Source organism: Mesorhizobium onobrychidis, assembly GCF_024707545.1.
Lineage (GTDB): Bacteria > Pseudomonadota > Alphaproteobacteria > Rhizobiales > Rhizobiaceae > Mesorhizobium > Mesorhizobium onobrychidis.
The window spans coordinates 6,200,046-6,223,048 of the sequence record NZ_CP062229.1 but is presented as its reverse complement, the minus strand read 5'-3'; the positions used below and the strand labels follow the sequence as shown (position 1 = coordinate 6,223,048).

18 protein-coding genes and 1 pseudogene are annotated in these 23,003 nt (G+C 62.7%); 5 read left to right on the top strand and 14 right to left on the bottom strand.

The features are described 5' to 3' along the window. From IHQ72_RS30800 to IHQ72_RS30740, 13 genes and pseudogenes are all read right to left on the bottom strand, one after another. Entirely contained in the window at positions 1 to 207 is a 207-nt protein-coding gene (locus IHQ72_RS30800; protein WP_258119368.1) for a GDCCVxC domain-containing (seleno)protein, read from the bottom strand. A 191-nt stretch (positions 208 to 398) separates the two neighbouring features. Further along, positions 399 to 2,107: pseudogene (locus IHQ72_RS30795) on the bottom strand (trimethylamine N-oxide permease). A gap of 238 nt (positions 2,108 to 2,345) precedes the next feature. Next, entirely contained in the window at positions 2,346 to 4,715 is a 2,370-nt protein-coding gene (locus IHQ72_RS30790) for a trimethylamine N-oxide demethylase (RefSeq protein WP_258119367.1), read from the bottom strand. A gap of 309 nt (positions 4,716 to 5,024) precedes the next feature. Continuing rightward, positions 5,025 to 5,654 carry a sarcosine oxidase subunit gamma gene (locus IHQ72_RS30785; RefSeq protein ID WP_258119366.1) on the bottom strand — a complete coding sequence of 210 codons (630 nt, stop codon included), beginning with the start codon at positions 5,652 to 5,654 and terminating at the stop codon, positions 5,025 to 5,027. Then, complete coding sequence (locus IHQ72_RS30780; protein WP_374120416.1) at positions 5,647 to 8,622, bottom strand: sarcosine oxidase subunit alpha; 2,976 nt, start codon at positions 8,620 to 8,622, stop codon at positions 5,647 to 5,649. The genes IHQ72_RS30785 and IHQ72_RS30780 overlap by 8 nt, the downstream gene beginning before the upstream one ends. Positions 8,623 to 8,797: 175 nt before the next feature. Continuing rightward, positions 8,798 to 9,067, bottom strand: a complete 270-nt coding sequence (locus IHQ72_RS30775) for a sarcosine oxidase subunit delta (RefSeq protein ID WP_258119364.1) — start codon at positions 9,065 to 9,067, stop codon at positions 8,798 to 8,800. Between the two features lie 15 nt (positions 9,068 to 9,082). Next, positions 9,083 to 10,336 (bottom strand): sarcosine oxidase subunit beta family protein, encoded by a 1,254-nt coding sequence (locus IHQ72_RS30770; protein WP_258119363.1) that lies wholly within the window; start codon positions 10,334 to 10,336, stop codon positions 9,083 to 9,085. Positions 10,337 to 10,428: 92 nt separating this feature from the next. After that, positions 10,429 to 11,736, bottom strand: coding sequence for a type III glutamate--ammonia ligase (glnT, locus tag IHQ72_RS30765; RefSeq protein ID WP_258119362.1), 1,308 nt, complete (start codon positions 11,734 to 11,736; stop codon positions 10,429 to 10,431). 37 nt (positions 11,737 to 11,773) lie between these two features. Continuing rightward, positions 11,774 to 13,102 carry an FMN-binding glutamate synthase family protein gene (locus IHQ72_RS30760; protein ID WP_258119361.1) on the bottom strand — a complete coding sequence of 443 codons (1,329 nt, stop codon included), beginning with the start codon at positions 13,100 to 13,102 and terminating at the stop codon, positions 11,774 to 11,776. A gap of 6 nt (positions 13,103 to 13,108) precedes the next feature. Then, the gene (locus IHQ72_RS30755) at positions 13,109 to 13,840 is read right to left on the bottom strand and encodes a GXGXG domain-containing protein (protein ID WP_258119360.1); all 732 of its coding nucleotides are present in this window, start codon (positions 13,838 to 13,840) and stop codon (positions 13,109 to 13,111) included. Positions 13,841 to 13,844: 4 nt separating this feature from the next. Continuing rightward, positions 13,845 to 14,741 (bottom strand): class II glutamine amidotransferase, encoded by an 897-nt coding sequence (locus IHQ72_RS30750; protein WP_258119359.1) that lies wholly within the window; start codon positions 14,739 to 14,741, stop codon positions 13,845 to 13,847. Between the two features lie 131 nt (positions 14,742 to 14,872). After that, positions 14,873 to 15,091 carry a hypothetical protein gene (locus IHQ72_RS30745; protein WP_258119358.1) on the bottom strand — a complete coding sequence of 73 codons (219 nt, stop codon included), beginning with the start codon at positions 15,089 to 15,091 and terminating at the stop codon, positions 14,873 to 14,875. A 22-nt stretch (positions 15,092 to 15,113) separates the two neighbouring features. Then, entirely contained in the window at positions 15,114 to 16,508 is a 1,395-nt protein-coding gene (locus IHQ72_RS30740) for an ammonium transporter (protein ID WP_258119357.1), read from the bottom strand. A 167-nt stretch (positions 16,509 to 16,675) separates the two neighbouring features. On the opposite strand from IHQ72_RS30740, the gene IHQ72_RS30735 reads away from it, so the two are divergent. The 4 genes from IHQ72_RS30735 to IHQ72_RS30720 are packed head-to-tail and all read left to right on the top strand — an operon-like array spanning position 16,676 to position 20,433. Further along, positions 16,676 to 17,809, top strand: coding sequence for an aminomethyl transferase family protein (locus IHQ72_RS30735; protein ID WP_258119356.1), 1,134 nt, complete (start codon positions 16,676 to 16,678; stop codon positions 17,807 to 17,809). 14 nt (positions 17,810 to 17,823) lie between these two features. Beyond that, positions 17,824 to 18,420: a dimethylamine monooxygenase subunit DmmA family protein gene (locus IHQ72_RS30730; RefSeq protein ID WP_258119354.1), complete on the top strand. Its 597-nt coding sequence runs from the start codon at positions 17,824 to 17,826 to the stop codon at positions 18,418 to 18,420. Further along, positions 18,417 to 19,382: a PDR/VanB family oxidoreductase gene (locus IHQ72_RS30725; RefSeq protein ID WP_258119353.1), complete on the top strand. Its 966-nt coding sequence runs from the start codon at positions 18,417 to 18,419 to the stop codon at positions 19,380 to 19,382. Before IHQ72_RS30730 ends, IHQ72_RS30725 begins: the two co-directional genes overlap by 4 nt. Before the next feature lie 10 nt (positions 19,383 to 19,392). Continuing rightward, entirely contained in the window at positions 19,393 to 20,433 is a 1,041-nt protein-coding gene (locus tag IHQ72_RS30720) for a heme-dependent oxidative N-demethylase family protein (protein WP_258119351.1), read from the top strand. Between the two features lie 213 nt (positions 20,434 to 20,646). Here the strand turns inward: IHQ72_RS30720 and IHQ72_RS30715 are convergent, their stop codons facing one another. Beyond that, positions 20,647 to 21,354, bottom strand: coding sequence for a helix-turn-helix domain-containing protein (locus tag IHQ72_RS30715; protein WP_258119350.1), 708 nt, complete (start codon positions 21,352 to 21,354; stop codon positions 20,647 to 20,649). A 255-nt stretch (positions 21,355 to 21,609) separates the two neighbouring features. Here IHQ72_RS30715 and IHQ72_RS30710 point away from each other — a divergent pair, with 255 nt between their 5' ends. Then, positions 21,610 to 22,968, top strand: coding sequence for a trimethylamine monooxygenase (locus tag IHQ72_RS30710; protein WP_258119349.1), 1,359 nt, complete (start codon positions 21,610 to 21,612; stop codon positions 22,966 to 22,968). Positions 22,969 to 23,003: the final 35 nt, after the last annotated feature.

Genomic DNA, 23,003 nt, shown 5'->3' with positions numbered 1-23,003 from the left:
TTAGATCCGGTTGGCATGGCTACTCTCCTGAAGCGGCGGGCATGGCAGATCGGCATATGAGCAGAAAACGCAGCAATCGCCCGCTAAGGGCTTCAGGAGTAACCTGCAGTTTTTGCATTCGTAGAAGTGAACGCAGGCGTCGGTCGGCATCGTTTCCACAGACTGGTGCCCACAGTCCGGGCAAGTGATGGTGCTCTCAAGCTTCATTGCCGCTCCAATGCTTTCCGCTAAGCATATAGGAGTTCGGCCCGGATCGCGACAAGCGCGGCGTCAAATTTCAAACTGAGACACTACCCGACCTCGCGATCGCGAGCTTCCAGTGAGCGAGCTTGCGACGAGCCTCTGGAAGCAAATCGGATCGAGCGCGGCGGTCCGCACTCGATCCTTTCAGGCCGATGTCAGATGACGAACAGCCAGTTGGCTAGCAGCATCACCACGACGCCGGCGATCAGTGTCAGGTAGGGCAGGATGCCCGCCTTTCTGACGGCGAGATCGGACGATGTCATGCCGAGATCAGCCAGCATGTGGTCGGGGAATTTGCCCTTGTCCTGGACGTAATGCCGGAAGCAGAACACCGGGATGATGAGGGCAGCCGTGATGAGTCCTGCCCACAGCGCCATCGGGTTCCAGACCTTGGCGCCGGCGCCCATGAAGATCATGTTGACATAGGCAAGGATGGCGCCGAGGCCGAGCAGCCAGCTCGGTGCCTTCCACGGCCGCGCGATGTGGCCGTTGTCGATGCGTGGATCCAGCCGGCATTCAGGTTGAGGAAGTTGAAGATGATGTATCCGCAATTCGAAACGGCGAGGATGAAGAAGAAGCTGGTCGCATCGGCCGAAGCGATGGCCAGCACGAACAGATTGAAGATCAGGTCGGTCCACATCGCGCGGGTCGGGGCGCCATGCTCGTTGACGTGGCTGAGATAGCGCGGCAGCCAGCCATCGACCGAGCCCTGGTAGAGGGTACGCGAGGAGCCCGCCATCGCCGTCATGATGCAGAGCACCAGGGCCAGGATCATCAGCATCACCAGCAGGCTATGGATCAGCTGTCCGCCGCCGACCATGCCGGCCAAGGCGTCGGCAACGCCGGAGCCGTCGACGATCGGGGTCGCCAGCATGCCGTTCAAGCCGAGCACGCCCTGGAAGGTGAACGGCACCAGGATGAACAGCAGCATGCACAGCAGGCCGGAATAGAAGATCGCCTTGAAGGTGTCGGTGCCGGGATTCTTGAACTCGGAGGTGTAACAGACGGCGGTCTCGAAACCGTAGGTCGACCAGGCGGCGATGAACATGCCGCCGAGAACAAGCGTCCAGCCGGCGATGTTCCACGCCCCGGGCTCGGGCGCATAGGCGGCCGCGAGCGGCACCAGCGGCGAGAAATTCGCCCAGTCGATCTGGCCGGTGATGATCGGCACGACGCCGACGATTAGCATCGGAATGATGACGAACAGGCCGATATATTTCTGCACGTTGGCGGTGCCCAGGATGCCGCGATGCTGGATGGAGAAGATGATCAGCATCAGCACCGCACCGATGAAGAAGGTGGCGTTGAAGGTGAAGGAGACCGGACCCAGCGTGTGACCGTAGAGCGTCCAGTTGCGGATCGCCGGTGTTGCGGCCGCGCTCACCGCCGCGATGGCATCGGCGGCACTCGCCCCGGTATTTGCCGCGAGATAGGCGGCGACTTCCGGCGAGGTGTCGGTAAACAGCGGCACCGGCGCCAGCGCGTTGAGGATGTAGGCCGCGGCGATCGAGCAGCCGAGCGACAGCACCGGCGACCAGGCGAACCAGTTGCACCACACCGAAAGCGGCGCGATGAACTTGGAATAGCGCAGCCAGGCGGTGGCGCCATAGATCGAGGCGCCGCCGGACTTGTTCGGGAACAGGCCGGCGATTTCCGCATAGGTGAAGGATTGCAGGAAGCCCATGATCATGGACACGGTCCAGATCAGGAATGCCAGTTTGCCGGTCGTGCCGGCAATGCCGCCGATCGAAAACAGGACAAGGGCGGGAACGCCGCTTGCCACCCAAAAGGCGCCGCGCCAATCGATATTCCGGTGCAGCTGCCCTTCGGCAGGCGACACCAGGGCAGAGACTATCGTGCTCATATCTGTGCATTCCCCATTTTTGATGTTCCCCATCGGCGACAGCCGACACCTCGCGAGGCGTCACCGACGCACGCGTTGAACGACCTCAGGCGTTTCCGCTCAGTAGTATTTTTTTCTTACGAGTGAAGATTGACGCGTCACGCCTTCACGTCAAGCGTTTTTGTGAAGCTGTGCACATCGCAGATGTGGAACACGCGCCGGCGGCACGCGCCGCCAGCTGATTTCAGGCCGGAAATCGTCAGGAGCGCGGTCTGGTTTTTTGCGGGTCGTAGTGGGCGAAGGCGACGACGCGTGCCGGCAGCCGCTTGCTGTGGCCGTCGAGCTTGCCGATCTCGACCTCGGTGCCGATGGCGGCATGGGTGACGTCAAGCCTGGCCAGCGCGATGTTCTTGTTCAGCACCGGCGAGCGCATGCTCGATGTGACCTCGCCGATCTGAGCGCGGCCGACATGGACGCAATCGCCATGGCCGACCGCGACATTGGCGTCGATGTCGAGGCCGACCAGTTTCTTCTGCGGATTTTCCTTGCGCCGGATCAGCGCCTCGCGGCCGATGAAATCGTCGGTCTTGCTCTTCAGCGGCACGGTGAAGCCGATGCCGGCTTCGAACGGATCGGTCTGGTCGGAAAATTCATAGCCGGCAAAGATCAGCCCGGCCTCGATGCGCACCATGTCGAGCGCCTGCAGCCCCATCGGCTTCAGGCTGTGCGGCTGGCCGGCCTCCCAGATGGCGTCGAACACCTTTTCGGCGTCGCGCGGATGGCACCAGATCTCGTAGCCGAGCTCGCCGGTATAGCCGGTGCGCGAAACGACGACCGGAATGCCGTTGCCGCCGCCGATGCGGGCGACGGCGAATCGGAACCATTCGAGTTCCTCTATCGACGGCTGCAGCGGCGAGGTCCAGACGATTTCCTTCAGGATGTCGCGGCTTTTCGGTCCTTGCACGGCGACATTGTGCATCTGGTCGGTAGACGAGCGCACCAGCACGTTGAGGCCGAGGCTCATTGCCGTCTCGCGCAGCCATTCGCCGGAAAGATCGTCGCCGCCGACCCAGCGGAAATTATCCTTGCCGAGCCTGAGCAGCGTGCCGTCGTCGATCATGCCGCCATGCTCGTAGCACATGGCGGAATAGACCACCTGGCCGACGCCGAGTTTTTTCACGTCGCGGGTCAGCGTGTATTGCAGCAGCGCTTCCGAATCCGGGCCGGTGACCTCGAATTTGCGCAGCGGCGACAGGTCCATCATCACGGCATCCTGCCGGCAGGCCCAGTATTCATCGATCGGGCCCTCTTTGGCGAATGAATTGGCCAGCCAATAGCCCCTGTACTCGACGAAGTTGCGGGTGTGCTTGGCAAAGCTCGAATGAAAAGCGGTCTCGCGGGTCATTTTCGGTTCCGAATCGGGCGTCATGCGTCTGGCGATCGCTCGCGAGAATTTGTGCTGACCGGAATAGGTCCGCACATGGATGTCGGTCAGGTTCCAGCCATTGGCCGGCGTCGTGTCGTCGGGGCAGGCGGACGAGACGCAGACGATGTCGGTAAGCGCGCGCAGCAGCACATAGTCGCCCGGCCGCGACCACGGCTCGTCGGAAACCATGACGCCATGCGCGTCGATCGCCGTGTTGAAGAAGAAGTTGATCGCCATCCAGCCCGCGCGCGGGCTAACGCCCTTATCGGCGAGCGCCCGGTTGAAATTCTCCGAGCAGTTGGGGTGACCGGGATAGCCGATATCATCGTAATATTTGGCGGCGCAGGCGAGCGCGAATGCATCGTGCCGCCCGCATGTGTCCTGCACCACCTCGACCAGCGGCTCCATGTCCTGGTCGTAATATTTCGAGTGCAGGCCGGGCATTGGGTAGCTGGAGCCCATCAGCGTGCGGGTCGTCGTCACGTCGAGCGGATGGTCGCGCCCCTTGTCCAGCTTGCGCGCCGAAAAACACTGGAAATCGGTACATTGGCGCCCGTCGACATCGATGATCTGCAGATAGTCGCCGGCTTTGACGAAGTAGGATTCGGCGGTCGCCGAATGGACGCGCAAATCGAGCACTGGTTCGGCCAGCGGGTCGCCCAATTGCGACTTCGCCGCTGGGCGAATGGTGGCGCGCCGGACAATGACGTTGAGCGGCGTCGCCGTGTCATGGCCGTCGACGAGCATCGGCCCGCCCGGGGCGGCAATGAGCATCGAGCCGTCGCGGGCGACGGTAAAACTCTGTTCAGTGCCGGCAGGGGTGGCGCCGCCGAAGACGCGAACCGCCCTTGCTTGATCAAGTTGCACCTGGCGTCGCTCGAGCCCTCGGCGCAAGGAAGCGAGGCTGTCATCGCCATCGGCCAGCAGCGTCTTGATGCCGGCGGCGTTGCTGTTCGATTTTTCGCCGAAAATGCCGGCGTCGGTGGCGCCGCTCCTGTCCCATGCCAAAAGCTCGCACGCCTGCCCGCCTTCGACATTGCGCACGCTGATCGTGTCGCCGGCCTCGACGTCGATGAGGGCCGCGCCATTGCCTTGGACGCAATAGCGCTCCATGCCAGCCGGCAGCGCGATCTGGCCGGGCCGCAGGATCAGGCTCGGCCGGGGCGGTCCGGCGACGACGGCGGGGTAGGGCGACTGGCTCATCTCGACCCTATGTCTTGAGAAACAAGTTTGCCTGTACGTGAAATTATATTAGCGGGAAGAATAGCAGTGCTTGCAGTTTTGGCAAGCCGGAGCGACTAGGCGCGGTTCTCCCTTCTCCCCTTGTGGGAGAAGGTGGCCGAGCGCAGCTCGGTCGGATGAGGGGTGCTGGACGGATCGCAACGGCCAGACGTAAGCGCCTAGAATCATTTGACTCTTTGACGCCGAGTTTCTTCCAGCACCCCTCAACCGTCTTGGCGCTGCGCGCCAATCCACCTTCTACCACAAGGGGAGAAGGAGAGGGCGCGAAGACTACCCCAATTCCTCCGAGAGCCTGATGTCGACGCCATACTCGGCCGCCGCGTCGAGCATCGTGTGCCACAGGCTTTCCGCGAACGTGGCAAACACCAAAAGGTTGAACACCGCCTGCCCATCCGGCCGGTCATTGCCACGCCAGAGATTGACGCTGGTGTGGTCGATCGATGTCGCGGCAGCGGCGCCGATCGGGAACGACGCCGGGTGCAGGTCGAGCGACGACAGCTTGGCCAGCATGGCGCGCGCCTTCGTTCCCGAGACGCTGATCAGGGCGCGCGCATGCGACTGATCGGACAGCGAGGCGGATTGCGAAAACGCCTGGCTCAAAATGTCCATCGCGTGCTTGCCGCCCTTGGACAGGACGAGGAACTGATCCGGTCCCGACCAGATGAGCGTCACGTCCGAAGCGCTGACGGCCTTCGGCACATCCGGGGCGGCAACGCCGAAACGGTCCTTGGCGGTGCTTGCCATTTCCGCCCATTTGCCGCGTCGCGCCATCATCTGGATCAGGTCGAAATTGCGAACCTCGGTGAGCGAAATGCCCGGTTCGACGTCGCGCGCGCCATAGGCGCCCACGACAAGGACATCCTCCAGCGGACTGCGGGAAGCCCAAGAAAACTCAGCCACGCTGGCGCCCTCCATCCGGATCGTAGAAGACGGGATTGCACAGCTCGACGTCATAGTCTTCGCCGCGCAGCGGGTCATGCGCATGGACGATCTCGCCGATGCGCTCGCGGCCGCGCTCGACAAGCGCGAGCCCAATCCACTGGTCAAGCGTCGGCGAGAAACAGACCGAGGTGACATAGCCCTGGTCGTTGTCGGGACCCGGTATCTCGGCCTTCGGAATGATATGCGCGCCGGAGCGCAGGCGGCGCGTCTTGTCGGTCGGTTTGATGCCGACCACGACCTGCCGATCCGGTGCGACCAGCGCCTCGCGCCCGGCCATGACGCGGCCAATAAAATCCTTCCTGGTCGACATCATCTTGCCAAGCCCGAGATCGGCGGCGGTCGTCGTGCCGTTCAGTTCCGGCCCGGCGACATGGCCCTTTTCGATGCGCATGACGCCGAGCGCCTCGGTGCCGTAGGGCGTCACGCCGAATTGTTTGCCGGCTAGCATCAGATTGCGCACCAGCGCGTCGCCGTAGCGGGCCGGAACGGAAATCTCGAACGCCATCTCGCCGGAGAACGAAATGCGGAACAGCCGCGCCCCGATGCCGCCGCGAAGGGATACCTCCCGCGCGCCCATGAATGGAAACCCCTCGTTCGAGAGGTCCTCGGATTCATCAACGACCTGTTTCAGCAACTCCCGCGCGCTCGGCCCGGCGATCGAGAATTGCGCCCACTGGTCGGAGACGGATGTCAGTTGCACGTTGAGTTCCGGAAACAGCACCTGCCGGCAGAATTCGAGATGCTGCATCACCGGCCCGGCCTTGGCGGTGGTGGTGGTCAGGAAATAGTGATCCTCGGCCAGCCGCGACGTGGTGCCGTCGTCATAGACCATGCCGTCTTCGCGCAGCATCAGCCCGTAGCGGGCTTTTCCCACAGCAAGATTGGAGAAGGTGTTGATGTAGACGCGGTCGAGGAAGGCACCGGCATCCGGGCCGTGCACGTCGATCTTGCCGAGCGTCGAGACGTCGCAGAAGCCGACACCGCCGCGCACCGCCTTGACCTCGCGGGTGACCGAGTCCAGCCAGTCCTTCTCGGCGCGCGGATACCATTGCGCGCGCTTCCACAGGCCGGTGTCGACGAACACCGCGCCCTGTTCGGCCGCCCAGTGATGCGACGGCGTCAGCCTTGTCGCATGGAAATTCTCGTCGCGATGATGGCCGGCGAAGGCGCCGATGGCGACCGGCACATAGGGCGGGCGATAGATCGTCGTGCCGGTCTCGGGGATGGATTTGCCTGATTCCGCCGCCAGGATGGCGAGGCCGGCGACGTTCGAGGTCTTGCCCTGGTCGGTGGCCATGCCGAGCGTCGTGTAGCGTTTCAGATGCTCGACGGATTCAAAACCTTCGCGCTGCGCCAGTTCGATGTCCGCAGCGGTGACGTCGTGCTGGTAGTCGACAAAGGCTTTCCCTTTGCCGGCGACATGCCAGAGCGGGGTCAGCGAAAAAGCCTCATCGTCGGCGACAGGCGGCGTGCTGGGATTGCCATCGCGCCCGGCACTCTGCGCTGCCGTCGCACCGGCGGCGAATCCCTGTCGCAGGCAGGCACCGAGGCCGAAGGCACCGTTGGCGGCACCAGCGGCCACCATGCCCACAGGGGCGCTGTCCGGCACGAAGGCGGATAAATCGTCCTGCCATTTCGGCCGGCCGCGATGGCAGGAGGTCAGCCCGACCGCCGGGTTCCAGCCGCCGGAAACGGCAAGCCCGTCGGCTTCGACTTCGGCGCGTGCGCCGCCGGTCAGCGATATCGAGATTTTCCTGACACCGTCCTTGCCGCCTTCGACACCGACGACGGAGCCGTTCAAAACGGCAAAGCCGGCTTTGGCGGCGAGCGCGCGATGCGTGGCGGACACGTCCGGACGCGCATCGATGACCGCGGCGATCTGCAGTCCGGCGCCAAGCGCGGTTTGGACCGTGCGCCAGCCATCCTCATTGTTGATGAACAGGGCGATCCGCTTCGCAGGGGTCGCCGCATAGCGCGCGACATAGGTCCGCATTGCCGAAGCCATCATCACGCCGGGCGTGTCGTTGCCGGCAAAGACGATCGGCCGTTCGATGGCACCCGCGGCGACGACACAGCGTTTGGCCACGATCCGCCACAGCCGCTGGCGCACCTGGTGTTCGGGCGGGAAGGGCAGGTGATCGTTGACCCGTTCGATGGCGCCATAAGTGCCGCCGTCATAGACGCCGAACAGCGTCGTGCGGTTCATGAGACGGACATCGGGCAGCGTGGCGAGTTCGGCCAGCGTGCGGGAAATCCATTCGGCCGCCGGCATGCCGTCGATTGTGCCGCCGTCGGCAAGCAGGCGGCCGCCAAGTGCAAAATCTTCCTCGCACAGGATGACGCGGGCGCCGCTGCGACCGGCGGCGAGCGCTGCCGCGAGCCCGGCAGGGCCGGAGCCGGCGATCAGCACGTCGCAATGCGCCCATGCCTTGTCGTAATGATCGGGATCGGCAACGCCCGCGGCGCGACCGAGACCGGCGGCGCGGCGGATCGCTGGCTCGTAGATCGCCTCCCAGAATTTCGCCGGCCACATGAAGGTCTTGTAGTAGAACCCGGCGACGAAGATTGGTGAGAACAGCTGGTTCACCGCCATCAGATCGTGGCGCAGCGACGGCCAGCGGTTCTGGCTGGCGGCTTCCAGACCGTCATAAAGTTCGACGGTGGTCGCCTTGGTGTTGGGCTCACGGCGCGCCCCCGTGCGCAACTCGACCAGCGCGTTGGGTTCTTCCGAGCCAGATGTCAGGATGCCGCGCGGCCGATGGTATTTGAACGAGCGGCCGACCAGCTTGACGCCATTGGCAATCAGCGCCGAGGCGAGCGTGTCGCCCTGGAAGCCGGCAAAGGTTTTGCCGTCGAAGCGAAAATTCAGCGGCGCCGAGCGGTCGATAAGGCCGCCGGACGCGAGACGATGGGATTGACTGGAGATCACGATTGCCGGCCATCATGTAAGAACGCCGCGCTGCCCCTCATCGCCCTGCCGGGCACTTCTTCCCGTATAGCGACGGGGAGAAGGGGACTGGCCGCAACGCTGGCGATCCCCCTCTCCCCGTTCTTCACGGGGAGAGGGTAAGGGTGAGGGGCGGCGCCAACTTGGACAGAATTCATTTTGCAGCCTGACCCACGCCCGCGGCCGGCTCGACCGAGGAAATCTCGTGTGTCAGCGTGTTGCGGGCGATCTTCAGCCAGGCCCGGCAGCCGCCGCCATGGTACCAATGTTCGCTGGTCTCGCCGGCAATGTTGTCGCGCAGATAGACGTAGTCGAACACCTCGTCTTCCGAGCCACCGGCTGCCGGACGCAGCGGCTTGGCGTCGCCGAGATAGGTGAACTCGCCGAGTTCGCGTTCGCCGCAGAAGGGACAGACAATACGCATGCTTTTGGACCGTCCTCAGTGCAGGTTAGGTTGGGCGCCGACGCCCTTTTCATCGATCACAGCACCCCGCCGGAACCGGTCGAGGCGGAAGCGCGCGGCCTCCTTGTGCAGTTCCTCGCGGGCCAAAAGATGGGCAAACACAAGGCCGGAGCCGGGCGTTGCCTTGAAGCCGCCATAACACCAGCCGGCATTGAGATAGAGCCCGTCCACCGGGGTCTTGTCGATGATCGGCGAGCCGTCCATCGACATGTCCATGATGCCGCCCCACTGGCGCAAGAGGCGCACGCGACCGATCATCGGCATAAGCGCCATGCCGCCCTCGCAGACGTCTTCCATCACAGGCAAATTGCCGCGCTGGGCATAGGAATTGTAGCCGTCTATGTCGCCGCCGAAGACCAGTCCGCCCTTGTCGGACTGGCTGACGTAGAAATGGCCGGCGCCGAAGGTCATGACATTGGGGATCAGCGGCTTGATCGCCTCGGAAACGAAGGCCTGCAGCACGTGGCTCTCGATCGGCAGGCGCAGTCCAGCCATCGCCGCGACGCGCGACGAACTGCCGGCAACGGCCATGCCGACCTTGCCGGCGCCGATTGTGCCGCGCGACGTCTCGACGCCGGTCACCTTGCCGTTGGCGTCGCGCGCAAAACCTGTCACCTCGCAGTTCTCGATGATGTCGACACCGAGCGCGCTCGCCGCATGAGCATAGCCCCAGACCACCGCGTCGTGGCGTGCCGTGCCGCCGCGGCGCTGCAGCAGGCCGCCTTGCACGGGAAAGCGTGCATTGTCGAAGTTCAGGAACGGCATCATCTTCTTGACCGCGGCAAGGTCCAAGAGTTCGGCATCGATGCCGTTGATGCGCATGGTGTTGCCGCGCCGCGCATAGGCGTCGCGCTGCGCGTCGGAATGATAGAGGTTGATGACGCCGCGCTGGCTGACCATCGTGTTGTAGTTCAGGTCCTGCTCCATGCGCTCCCACAGCTTCATCGACAGCTCGTAGAAGCCGGTATTGCCGGGCAGCCCGTAATTGGAGCGGATGATGGTGGTGTTGCGGCCGGCATTGCCGGAGCCGATCCAGCCCTTTTCGAGCACGGCGACATTCCTGATGCCGTACTCACTGGCGAGAAACCATGCCGTCGCCAGGCCGTGACCGCCGCCGCCGATGATCACCACGTCGTAGCGGTCCTTCACGCTGGCGTCGCGCCAGGTGCGCTGCCAGGTCTTGTGGCCGGAAAATGCGGCGCGGGCGAGGGAGAAGATCGAGTATTTCATAAATCTATTCCGAGGTCGCTCGCGCCACGCAGGACCTTTCTTGACGCATCGGAATCATCCGAAAACCGCTTCACGCTTTTCGTTCCGATGCTCTAGATATCCAGCGTGTGGTCACGCTCCCACTGGGTGAAGTGGGAAGCATAGGAATTCCATTCCTGGTGCTTCAGCTTTAGATAAGCCGACGAGAATTCCTCACCCAGCGCCGCCTTGAGCGATTTGTCGTTGTCGAACTCGCGCAATGCATCGAGCAAGTTGAGCGGCAGCTTCGGCGCGCCCTCCACCGTATGACCGAACTGGTACATGTCGATGTCGTAGCGCCTGCCGGGATCGGCCTTCGAGCGGATGCCGTCGAGGCCGGCGGCGATGATGACGGCCTGCAGCAGATAAGGGTTTGCCGCGCCGTCGGGCAGGCGCAGCTCGAAGCGTCCGGGGCCGGGCACGCGCACCATGTGGGTGCGGTTGTTGCCGGTCCATGTCACAGAGTTCGGCGCCCAGGTGGCGCCCGAAATAGTGCGCGGCGCATTGATACGCTTGTAGGAATTGACGGTCGGGTTGGTGATCGCGGCAAGTGCTGAGGCATGCTTCATGATGCCGCCGAGAAAATTCTTGCCCTTCGCCGACAGGCCAAGCTCCATGGCGTTGTCGGCAAAGACATTGGTCTTGCCGTCCTTGTCCCACACCGAGATGTGGGCGTGGCAGCCATTGCCGGTCAGGCCGGGGAATGGTTTTGGCATGAACGTGGCGCGCAGGCCGTGCTTTTCTGCAACAGATTTGACCATGAACTTGAAGAAGGAATGCTTGTCGGCGGTCGCCAGTGCATCGTCGAAGGCCCAGTTCATCTCGAACTGGCCGTTGGCGTCCTCATGGTCGTTCTGGTAGGGGCCCCAGCCGAGCGCCAGCATGTGGTCGCAGATCTCGGCGATGACATCGTAGCGCCGCATCACCGCCTGCTGGTCGTAGCAGGGCTTTGACGCCGTGTCGTATTCGTCGGAAATCGTCTTGCCGTCCGGCGAGATCAGGAAGAACTCGGCCTCGACGCCGGTCTTGACATGCATATCGTCGCCCGCCGCCTCGGCAATCAGCCGCCTCAGCGTGTTGCGCGGCGCCTGCTCGACCGATTTTTCGTTCATCATGCAAGTGGCAGCAATCCATGCGACTTCCGGCTTCCACGGCAGCTGGATGACCGAATCCGGATCCGGCACCGCCAGCATGTCGGGATGCGCCGGCGTCAGGTCGAGCCAGGTCGCAAAGCCGGCAAAGCCTGCACCGTCCTTCTGCATGTCGGCGATGGCTTGCGCCGGAACCAGCTTGGCGCGCTGCCCACCGAACAGGTCGGTGTAGGAAATCATGAAATATTTGACGCCGTTCCCTTTGGCGAAGGCGGCGAGATCGTTCCCCATTATAGTTCCTCGCTTATTGGTATTTGGTAGTTTGATATCAGAAGCCGTTCTTCCCCGGTATCCAGTTGGTCCCGGCCAGCGGCACGCCGGCCATGGCGGCGGCTTCGATCGTGAGCGCGACGAGATCCTCGGGCTCGAGATTGTGCAGGCTGTTCTTGCCGCAGGCGCGGGCAATCGTCTGCGCCTCCAGCGTCATCACCTTCAGGTAGTTGGCCAGGCGTCGCCCGGCGGCGATTGGGTCGAGCCGCTCCATCAGTTCGGGATCCTGCGTGGTGATGCCGGCCGGGTCGCGCCCCTCATGCCAGTCGTCATAGGCGCCGGCGGTGGTGCCGAGTTCGTTGTATTCGGCCTCCCAGCGCGGATCGTTGTCGCCGAGCGCGACCAGTGCTGCGGTGCCGATCGACACCGCATCGACGCCGAGCGCCAGCGCCTTTGCGACATCGGCGCCATTGCGGATGCCGCCCGAGATGATCAGCTGCACCTTGCGATGCATGCCGAGATCCTGCAGTGCCTGCACCGCCGGCCTGATGCAGGCAAGCGTCGGCTGGCCGACATTCTCGATGAATACTTCCTGGGTTGCGGCGGTGCCGCCCTGCATGCCGTCGATCACGACGACATCAGCGCCTGATTTCACCGCAAGGGCTGTGTCGTAATAGGGCCGCGCGCCGCCGACCTTGACGTAGATCGGCTTTTCCCAGTCGGTGATTTCACGCAGTTCCAGGATCTTGATCTCGAGATCGTCGGGTCCGGTCCAGTCGGGGTGGCGCGAGGCCGAGCGCTGGTCGATACCCTTCGGCAGCGTGCGCATTTCGGCGACACGGTCGGAGATCTTCTGGCCAAGCAGCATGCCGCCGCCGCCGGGCTTGGCGCCCTGGCCGATGACGATCTCGATCGCATCCGCCCGTCGCAAATCGCGCGGGTTCATCCCGTAACGCGACGGCAGATATTGGTAGACCAGCGTCTTGGAATGGCCGCGCTCTTCCTCGGTCATGCCGCCGTCGCCGGTCGTCGTCGAGGTGCCCGACAGCGTCGCGCCGCGGCCGAGCGCTTCCTTGGCCGGACCGGACAGCGAGCCAAAACTCATGCCGGCGATGGTGATCGGGATTTTCAGCTCGATCGGCTTTTTCGCATGGCGCGAACCCAGCACCACGCCAGTGTCGCAGCGCTCGCGATAGCCTTCCAGCGGATAGCGCGAGATCGAGGCGCCGAGCACCAGCAGGTCGTCGAAATGCGGCAGCTTGCGCTTGGCGCCGGCGCCGCGAATATCATAGATGCCGGTCGCCGCGGCGCGGCGGATCTCGGAAAGCGTGTAGTCGTCGAAGGTCGCTGATTTGCGCGGCGTCGTCGGCGGGTTGCGATAGGTCATGCTGCCTCAATACGCGTCGGCGTTGTCGATGTTGAAATTGTAGAGCGTGCGCGCCGAGCCGTAACGCGTGAATTCCGCCGCTTTGACGCCGGTCACCCCAGCGCGGTCGAGCAGGCCTTGCAGCAATTCCAGATGCTCGGACCGCATCTCCTTGGCAATGCAGTCGGCGCCGAGGCTGCCGACCTTGCCGCGCACGAAGAGCCGCGCCTCGTAGATGGAATCGCCGAGCGCGTCGCCGGCATCGCCCAGCACCACCAGATTGCCGGACTGCGCCATGAAGGCCGACATGTGGCCGATATTGCCATGTACGACGATGTCGATGCCCTTCATCGAAATGCCGCAGCGCGACGACGCGTTACCCTCAATGACCAGCAGCCCGCCCCTACCGGTGGCGCCGGCATATTGGCTGGCGTCGCCTTTCACCGTTATCGAACCCGACATCATGTTTTCGCCAACGCCGGGTCCGGCCGAGCCATGCACGGTGATGGCGCTGCCGTCGTTCATGCCGCCGCAATAATAGCCGACACTGCCGCGGACATCGATAGTGACCGGCTGGTCGACGCCGACGGCGACCGAATGGCTGCCTTTCGGATTGAGCACTTCCCAGGCGGTCTCGTTCGAACCGAGGGTCAAATTATGAAGCGCCCGGTTGAGCTCGCGCAGCGGCATCTCGGCCAGGTCGAAGACTCGTGACGCATGGCTCTGGTCGAGTACCTTGGAGACGTTGATTGCCGACATGAACTCAATGCTCCCAGAAATAGACGGTTGCGGGCTCGGGTTCCCAGACCCTCGCATTATCTATGCCGGGCAGCTTGGTGAGCGCGCGATATTCCGAGCCGAAGGCGACATACTGGTCGGTCTCGGCCATGACGGCAGGCTTGCAGGCGATCGGATCGCGCACCACGCCGAAGCCGTTCTTGGTGCCAACGACAAAGGTGAAGAAGCCGTCGAGGTCGCTCAGCGTGCCTTCCAGCGCCTCGCCGAGATTCTTGCCATGCGCCATCTGCGAGGAGAGATAGGCGGCCGCGACTTCGGTGTCGTTCTCGGTCTCGAATTTCATGCCTTCGCGGATCAGCTCGCGACGGACATTGTTGTGATTGGAGAGCGAGCCATTATGCACCAGACACTGGTCGGCGCCGGTCGAGAACGGATGCGCGCCCATCGTCGTCACCGCCGATTCCGTCGCCATACGGGTGTGGCCGATGCCGTGCGTACCGGTCATGCTGCGCACGTCGAAGCGATCGACGACCGCTTCGGGCAAGCCGACCTCCTTGTAGATTTCGACGACGTCGCCGGCGCCCATGGTGCGGATATCGGGGCGCAGCGCCTGGATGGCCTCGCGCACTTCATCGATCTTGTCGGGCGTGGTCCTGACGACCGCATGCGTCGATTTCACTGCGATGTTCACCGGCGTTCCGATCGCCCTGGCGAGTTCGGCGTCGAGGTTGCGGAAATCGTGCTCCGGCTTGGCCGACTGGATGGTGATCTTGGCCTCGTTGCCGGATGGCGCTCCATAGATGGCGATGCCGGCGCTGTCGGGACCGCGATCGCTGAGCGAGATCAGCATCTCCGAAAGCATCGAGCCGAGCCGGGGCTCGAGCGACTTGTCCTTCAAAAACAGTCCGACGATTCCGCACATGTCAGGCTCCCGAGATGAGGTATGATTTAGCTGCTACCAGCTTCATGAGTCGAATTCAACTCGTATGAAAGTTTTTTTCATCTTGGACAAGTCGTCTGGCGCAAATGACGCGCCAGACGACCGTCGGCGACTTAATGGCGGTCGATTGCCCTTCTCGTCTCATCCCCGGTGCGATCCGCAGCCATATCGGCCTCGATCTCAGCGTTCTCCTGGCGCGTCTGAAGAACGTGCCACCCGATCCAGAAGACGAGGCCGATGATCACCATCACGACTTCGGAACCCTGAAACGGGTAGATCGCGCCGACGTCCTTGAGGTCCACAGCCCAGCTTTCCATTCCATTGGTAGACATTGCGGTTCTCCTTGCCCGTTGACTATTTGATCATGGCTTTTTCGGCGGCTCCCACTTCGCGGACCGACGCCTCAAACGCATGGTTAAGGGCAAAGTCGACGCCCTCGAGTTCCACCTTCGCCGGTACGCGCAGGAGGTTCATGCTGTTGAGGATCTTGCAAACTATGAAGGTGGGGACGAAGCCGAGCACGAACATCAGCACCGCACCAGCGAAATTGCCGAGCGGGTTGATGTGCGCGAAGCCCTCATAGGGCGAGGACGGCTGTCCCCACAGCATAAAGCCCGCCACCACGACCCCGAGGAAGCCGCCGTAACCGTGCACGGCGACGGCGCCCACCGCATCGTCGATCTTGAAGCGGCGCTCGACGAAATAGTGCAGCTTATAGCAGATGCTCGGGACGATCGCGCCGATCAGCAGTGCCTGGATCGGGTGATAGAGGTCGTTGCCGGCCGAGGTTGAGATAACGCCGCACAGCCCCATCGAAAACGTCCAGAACGGGTCGCCTTTGGAGACGATGTAGCCGGCCAGCATACCGCCCGACAGCGACATCAGGAAGTTGAAGGTGATCGCCGAAAGCGTCGTCGGCGCGAGATAGATGTTGGTCGCCGTCCAGGTCTCGCCGGTGATCTGGCCGGCAATCGTGGCCGGGCTGATCAGCGGAATGTTGCATGCGGCATAGAAGCCCCAGAAGCCGGTGAAGATCAGGAACAGGCCGATAGTGACCAGCCAAACATTATGGGGCGGGATCTCGCGCGCCGTGCCGTCGGGCTTGAACTTGCCAATGCGCGGACCAAGCACGATGAGAAAGGCGAGCGCCGCTCCGCCCGCGATCGCGTGCACGACCCCCGATGCATAGGCGTCATGGTAGCCCCAGAGTTTCACCATCCAGCCTTGCGGATGCCAGCCCCAGGATGCGTCGAGGATCCACAGGACCGAACCGACCAGCACCGCGACGATCCAGAACGCACCCGAGCGCACGCGCTCTATGATCGAACCCGAGATGATCGACGCCGTCGTGATGGAAAACAGGAAGGCGCCCCAGAACACGCCGTTGAGGCGATGCCACAGCGCGGCATCGGTAGGCGTGACCCCGGTCTCGCCTGGATTGACACCGGAGAGATGGGTGCCCATCAGCGGATTCCATGGCTCGGCAAATGGTGCGGTGACAAGTCCGCCGGCGATGCCCGGCCCATTGGGGAAGCCGAAATAGATCCACCAGCCGAAAAAATAGAAGGTGATCGTGACGAGCGGAATCGCCATCGCGTTCTTCATGAGCGTTTTCAGATGATTGCGCCGACGCGACACGCCGACCTCGTACATGCAGAACCCGACATGGATCAGGAACATCATGACGATGGTCACCCAGTAATAGAATTCCGTGAAAATGGTCGTTAGAGCGTTGAGATTCCCTTCCATGTCATGTCCCCTCCGTTCAGGTGCGTTCCTTGCCTCTCAGTAAAACTTTTTGCATCTTAGTATTGCGCGCTTTTGGAGTTTTGAGTCAATATGGCGCGGACCGTCGCATGGCTCCGATGCCCTGAAGCGGCGAAACGTCGGCAATCGTGTTGAGGAGAAGCAAGTCCATGACCGCATCCTGGAGATTTTCGACCTTGGCGGATCGCCATCGTGCGCTTGGTTCGAAGCTCGAAGACTGGAGCGGGATGGGCACCGCCTGGACCTACGACAAGGACGCCGACGAGGAATACATCGCCATCCGCACCAAGGCCGGGCTGATGGACGTGTCGGGCCTGAAGAAGGTCCACATCACTGGGCCGCATGCCTCGCATCTGATCGACCTGGCGACGACGCGCGACGTGGAAAAGATCTATCCCGGCAAGTCGGCCTATGCCTGCATGCTGAACGAGGCCGGCAAGTTCACCGACGACTGCATCCTTTACCGCACCGGCCCGAATGCCTGGATGGTCGTGCATGGTTCGGGCACCGGCCATGAGGAGTTGCAGCGGGCCGCCATGGGTCGCGATGTCTCGCTGCGCTTCGACGACAATCTGCACGACCTGTCGCTGCAGGGGCCGACATCAGTCGATTATCTGGCAAAGCATGTGCCGGGCATTCGCGACCTCAACTATTTCCACCACATGCAGACCCGGCTGTTCGGTTTTCCCGTGATGATCTCGCGCACCGGCTACACCGGCGAACGCGGCTACGAGATCTTCTGCCGTGGCCAGGACGCCGGCACCATCTGGGACACCATCCTCGACGAAGGCAAGAGCGCCGGTATCATCCCGTGCCGGTTCACCACGCTCGATATGCTGCGCGTCGAGAGCTACCTTTTGTTCTACCCCTACGACAATTCGCAGAAATATCCGTTCGAGAACGAAGGCCCCGGCGACACACTGTGGGAGCTCGGCCTCGACTTCACCGTCAGTCCCGGCAAGACTGGCTTTCGCGGCGCCGAGGAGCACTATCGCCTCAAGGGCAAAGAACGCTTCAAGATCTTCGGCGTGCTGCTCGAAGGCAGGGAGCCGGCCGACGAGGGCGCGCCGGTCTATCGCGACGGCAAAAAAGTCGGCGTGGTGACCTGTGCCATGTATTCGCCGCTGGTCAAGAAATCGATGGGCATTGCCCGGCTCGACGTCGACTGCGCCGTCCAGGGCACCAGGCTCGAGATCCGCAACCAGAGTGGCGCCATCAGCGCGACGGCTGAGCCGCTTCCGTTCGATGATCCGAAGAAGACCAAGCGCACGGCGAAAGGCTGAGGCATACTGGGAGGATGGCAGCGAAAAGCATCATCAGCCGGCCGGTCTACGGAACCCTGTCGCCGCAGCCCGGCAAGCACCATCTTTTCGTGGCGGATGCAGAAGGTGGGCTGGCGATATCAGACCTGGCCGCCAAGGCGCCGGCGGGCTTCTTTGCCGATGCCCACATCATCTTCATCCCCGGCAATGACGGCAAGCATGTCGCGGCGCTCGAGGCGCTGAAGCCGGCGCAGTTCTACCAGGGGCCTACCTTCGCCAGCGCCTTGCCGCGGCTGAAGCAGACGCTCGCCAACGCGCATATGGGCCTGCGCCTCTATCTCGCCGGCACCGAGGGGCTGATCGGCCAGGCGATGCAGGCGGCGCTCGAAGCCGGCATCGACCACACCTCGATCCAGACCGAGCACCGCGGCTCGCTGGCGCGCCGCATCCAATGCGTCCATTGCAAGGGCATCACCGAGAACGTGACGACACAGCTGGCGACCTGTTCGCATTGTGGCCTGCTTCTTCTGGTACGCGATCACTATTCCAGGCGCCTGGCGGCATTCCAGGGCGTCTGCATCAATGCGGAAGACCGCAGCGAAATTCCTCCGACGGAGGAGATCTTTCGATGAGCACTGGCACCACCAAGCTTGACGTCGTGGTGAGCGATGTCGTCCCGGTCAACGAATTGGTGACGCGCTTTCATTTCCGCAGGCGCGACGGGCAGCTTTTACCGACATTTTCCGGCGGCGCTCATGTTGTGGTGGAGATGCGCGACGGCGAGCGGACCAGGCTCAACCCCTATTCGCTGATGGGCTCGCCGCTCGACACGCGCGAGTACACGATTTCGGTGCGCCGCGACGATGTTGGCCGCGGCGGCTCGCTGTTCATGCACAGGCATGTCAGGCCCGGCATGGAGATGGTGATCAGCTATCCGGTCAATCTGTTCTCGCTCGACCTGCGCGCCAGAAAGCATTTGATGCTGGCCGGCGGCATCGGCATCACGCCGTTCATGGCGCAGACCGCGCAGCTGGCGGCGGAAGGCGGCAATTTCGAGCTGCACTACACCTGCCGCACCGCATCGCTCGGCACCTATGCCGATGTGCTGAGAGAGCGCTACGACCGCCGGGTCAGGCTCTATCACGACGATCGCGACGAGCGCATCGAGCTCGACCGGCTGCTGTCGTCGCAGCCGCTTGGCACGCATCTCTACGTCTGCGGCCCGTCCGGCATGATCGGCTGGGTGTGCGATCGCGCCGCTGCGCTGGGCTGGCCGGCGGAAACCGTGCATTTCGAGCATTTCGCCGCGCCGCAGCCCGGCGCGCCGTTCGACGTGACGCTGGCGGTCAGCGGCAAGACGATCCGCGTCGGCGAGCAGCAGAGCCTGCTCGAGGCGATCGAGGCGGCAGGCGTCGATCCGCCCTATCTCTGCCGCGGCGGCGTCTGCGGCCAGTGCGAGACCAATGTCATCGCGCATGACGGCAAATTCATCCACAACGACCACTGGCTGAGCGAGCAAGAGCACCGATCCTGCAAGAAAATCATGCCTTGCGTGTCGCGCTTCGAGGGCGGGTCGCTGGTGCTGGAAAGATAGGAGGCGGAGCTTGGGCATCACCTTTCGTAACGAAACGTTCCGTAACGATTTTACCTTCAGGAACAGCCCGGAGCACATCAGGCGGTTCCCATTCCCGTTCCACGAAGACAGCTATATGTACGCGGTCAATATAGAGCCGCATGTCGTCGGGCCGAAGGGCAGCGTGCTCGAAAACCTGATCGACGTCGACGAGCACTATGTCGCCGAAATGCAGGACCGCGCGCTGGTGCTGGCGGAGGACCCGCTGCGCTGCCAGTCGCTGCCGCACATGACGCTGGCGGGCTGGGACCTGCTCGAACTTCTGATGGAACAGCAGGCTTTAGGCTATCCCGAGCATTTCACGCTGACGCGCGACGGCGACAGATGGCGCTGGATAAACCGGCCGCTCGGCATCGACGACAGCTTCACCTTCGGCGACGTGTCGACACTGCCCTATGGGCCGATGGAATACATCACGCGCCAATCACAAGGCGATTTCTGCATCCTCGACCAGCGCGACGGCAATCTGTGGATGGATGCCGGCATGGTCACCACCCAGGCCGACTGGTCGCTCGATTTCGACATCGGCATGAACTTCTTCGAATGGCACGCGCCGGTGCCGCTGGCGCATGAGAAGGGCATATTCGTCCGGGCGCTAAAATTCCTCACCAACATCCAGCAAGGCAAGCCGGCGCGGCGCCTGAACTGGACGATGACCATCAATCCGCGCCTCGACACCAGTCCGGAAAATTATCACAAATGGGGTCCGGACCGGACGACGGTGACGCCCGAAAACGTTGGCGACAAGGTCCATCTGCGCGTCGAATTGCAGAGCTTCTGGCGGCTGCCGCGCTCGAACGGCATCGTCTTCCCGATCCGCTGCTACCTGATCAAAATGGACGAGCTGGTGACGCAGCCGAAATGGGCGCGCCGCCTGCACCGCGTCATCCGCGACCTTCCCGAAGAACTCGCCAACTACAAAGGCCTGACACGCTACCGCGCGACGCTGGTCGAATGGCTTTCGAAGCTCGACGACGGCAGCCCGACGAGCCCGGGGTTTGGCCCGGATTGACACCTGCCGTCGCCTAAGCTGGCAATCTCCCCCCTCGTGGGGGAGATGCCCGGCAGGGCAGAGGGGGGCGCTGTCCCGCCGACCTCTCAATCGATCGCAACTGCACCCTCAGCTGGTTCCCTGCCGGTCGTAGGATAAGCGCGAGGTTGGCGTTCCATGGTGCGCCCCCTCTGTCCTGCCGGACATCTCCCCCACGAGGGGGAGATCGAGCTCTCAACCCGCGCTGCTTTGCGGATAGCAGATGATCGAGAGATAGCGCATCGGCAGTTGCGTCAGCACTTCCGGTCCGTGCGGCGCATCGGCGTCGAAGAACAGGCTGTCGCCGGGCTTCATCGGATAGAGGTTGTTGCCGTGGCGGTAGGTAACCTCGCCTTCAAGCATGTAGAGGAACTCCATGCCTTCGTGCTGGAATGTCGGAAACACATCGGAATCCTCGGTCAGCGTGATCAGATAAGGCTCGACGACGACGCCGCTGGTGTTGGAGCCGATATGGCCGAGCAGATTGTACTGGTGGCCGGCACGCGTGCCGCGCCGCTCGACGTCGAGGCCTTCGCCGGCCTTGACGAAGACGGCGCTGCGCTCTTCCTCGAAGCGGCGAAAGAAGGCGGTGACCGGAACGCCGAGCGCCCGCGACAACGCCTGCAAAGTGGTCAGCGACGGCGAGGTGATGCCGTTTTCGATCTTCGACAGCATGCCAAGCGAAATGTCGGTGGCAGCCGCAAGATCGGCGACGGTGATGCCGAGTTTTTTGCGAAACGCCCGCACCTCGCGGCCGATCGCCACCTCCAGGACTTTTTCGCGGGTGTCGCGAACAGCGTGCGGGTCCTGGGTCAGTGGCGTCCGGATCATTGCCACGCCCTTCGGCGATGGCTTGGCCTTGGCGGCTGCCCCATTCCTGAAATTGGAAGCTTTCTTCGCCATGTCGCCACCCCGTTCTGCAGATTTATTTCACTCACGGTGAACATATTCAGTGCGGATACAGAGCGCAACTGCGACAGCAAGCCACTTTATGTCGAATGGCGTACTCTCCGGGTTTCCGCCACCAGCGGTTTTGCTGAAAATCCGATCTGCTGAAACGTGGTTTCAGCAGAAGGCCTGTTGACAGCATCGAACGGGCAATTACTGTCCTGTCAGTGAAATTTGTTTCGTTAGAGAAATGAGACCGGGAGGCCCGCAATGAAAAGTCGTGTTGCCGTCATCGGAGCCGGACCTTCCGGCATGGCCCAGCTTCGAGCCTTCAAGTCGGCGGCCGACAAGGGTGCGGACATTCCGGAAATCGTCTGCTTCGAAAAGCAGTCCGACTGGGGCGGCCTGTGGAATTACACCTGGCGCACCGGCCTCGACGAGCATGGCGACCCGGTGCATGGCTCGATGTACCGCTACCTCTGGTCGAACGGACCGAAGGAATGCCTCGAATTCGCCGACTACACGTTTGAGGAGCACTTTGGCCGTCCGATCGGCTCCTACCCGCCGCGCGCGGTGCTGTGGGACTATATCAAGGGCCGCGTCGAAAAATCCGACGTGCGCAAATGGGTGCGCTTCAACAGCCCGGTTCGCATGGTGACCTTCTCCGACACGACGAAAAAGTTCACAGTCACCGCGCATGACCGCACCAACGACGTCACCTATTCCGAAGAGTTCGACAACGTCGTTATTGCCTCGGGGCATTTTTCCGTACCCAACGTTCCCTATTTCGAGGGCTTTTCGAGCTTCAATGGCCGCATCCTGCACAGCCATGATTTCCGCGACGCCATGGAATTCAAGGACAAGGACATCCTGATCATCGGCCGCTCCTATTCGGCCGAGGATATCGGCTCGCAATGCTACAAATACGGCGCCAAATCGATCACCTCCAGCTACCGCTCGAAGCCAATGGGCTTCAGATGGCCTGACAACTGGAAGGAAGTGCCGCTGCTGCAGAAGGTCGTCGGCAAGACCGCGCATTTCAAGGACGGCAGCACCAGGGATGTCGACGCAATCATCCTATGCACCGGCTATCTCCACTCCTTCCCATTCCTGACCGAGGATCTGAAGCTCAAGACCGCCAACCGGATGTGGCCGGACGGGCTCTACGCGGGCGTCGTCTGGGAGAAGAACCCGCGGCTGTCCTATATCGGCATGCAGGACCAGTTCTACACCTTCAACATGTTCGACGCGCAGGCCTGGTTCGCGCGCGACGTCATCATGGGCCGCATAAGGCTGCCTTCGGCAGAAGTGATGGCGGAACACGGCAGGAAATGGCGGGCGCGTGAGGAAACGCTGCAGGACGCCGAGCAGATGATCTGGTTCCAGGGCGACTACACCAAGGAGCTGATGGATCAGACCGACTATCCAGGCTTCGACGTCGAGGCGACCAATCAGACCTTCATGGAATGGGAGCACCACAAGGTGGAGAACATCATGACGTTCCGCGACAATGCCTATCGTTCGTTGATGACCGGCACGATGGCGCCGCTGCACCACACGGCCTGGCTGCAGGCGATGGACGATTCGATGGAGAGCTATCTGGAGGTGAAAGGGGTCGCAGCGGAGTAGCGGCTTCCTCGCCGCACCGGGCTGACACCCTGCCC

What these genes read in the sequence shown, in the direction of transcription:
- IHQ72_RS30800 (WP_258119368.1), bottom strand. Translation starts at nt 207, where the DNA reads ATGAAGCTTGAGAGCACCATCACTTGCCCGGACTGTGGGCACCAGTCT.
- IHQ72_RS30790 (WP_258119367.1), bottom strand. Translation starts at nt 4,715, where the DNA reads ATGAGCCAGTCGCCCTACCCCGCCGTCGTCGCCGGACCGCCCCGGCCG.
- IHQ72_RS30775 (WP_258119364.1), bottom strand. Translation starts at nt 9,067, where the DNA reads ATGCGTATTGTCTGTCCCTTCTGCGGCGAACGCGAACTCGGCGAGTTC.
- IHQ72_RS30770 (WP_258119363.1), bottom strand. Translation starts at nt 10,336, where the DNA reads ATGAAATACTCGATCTTCTCCCTCGCCCGCGCCGCATTTTCCGGCCAC.
- glnT (WP_258119362.1), bottom strand. Translation starts at nt 11,736, where the DNA reads ATGGGGAACGATCTCGCCGCCTTCGCCAAAGGGAACGGCGTCAAATAT.
- IHQ72_RS30760 (WP_258119361.1), bottom strand. Translation starts at nt 13,102, where the DNA reads ATGACCTATCGCAACCCGCCGACGACGCCGCGCAAATCAGCGACCTTC.
- IHQ72_RS30755 (WP_258119360.1), bottom strand. Translation starts at nt 13,840, where the DNA reads ATGTCGGCAATCAACGTCTCCAAGGTACTCGACCAGAGCCATGCGTCA.
- IHQ72_RS30750 (WP_258119359.1), bottom strand. Translation starts at nt 14,741, where the DNA reads ATGTGCGGAATCGTCGGACTGTTTTTGAAGGACAAGTCGCTCGAGCCC.
- IHQ72_RS30745 (WP_258119358.1), bottom strand. Translation starts at nt 15,091, where the DNA reads ATGTCTACCAATGGAATGGAAAGCTGGGCTGTGGACCTCAAGGACGTC.
- IHQ72_RS30740 (WP_258119357.1), bottom strand. Translation starts at nt 16,508, where the DNA reads ATGGAAGGGAATCTCAACGCTCTAACGACCATTTTCACGGAATTCTAT.
- IHQ72_RS30735 (WP_258119356.1), top strand. Translation starts at nt 16,676, where the DNA reads ATGACCGCATCCTGGAGATTTTCGACCTTGGCGGATCGCCATCGTGCG.
- IHQ72_RS30730 (WP_258119354.1), top strand. Translation starts at nt 17,824, where the DNA reads ATGGCAGCGAAAAGCATCATCAGCCGGCCGGTCTACGGAACCCTGTCG.
- IHQ72_RS30725 (WP_258119353.1), top strand. Translation starts at nt 18,417, where the DNA reads ATGAGCACTGGCACCACCAAGCTTGACGTCGTGGTGAGCGATGTCGTC.
- IHQ72_RS30715 (WP_258119350.1), bottom strand. Translation starts at nt 21,354, where the DNA reads ATGGCGAAGAAAGCTTCCAATTTCAGGAATGGGGCAGCCGCCAAGGCC.
- IHQ72_RS30710 (WP_258119349.1), top strand. Translation starts at nt 21,610, where the DNA reads ATGAAAAGTCGTGTTGCCGTCATCGGAGCCGGACCTTCCGGCATGGCC.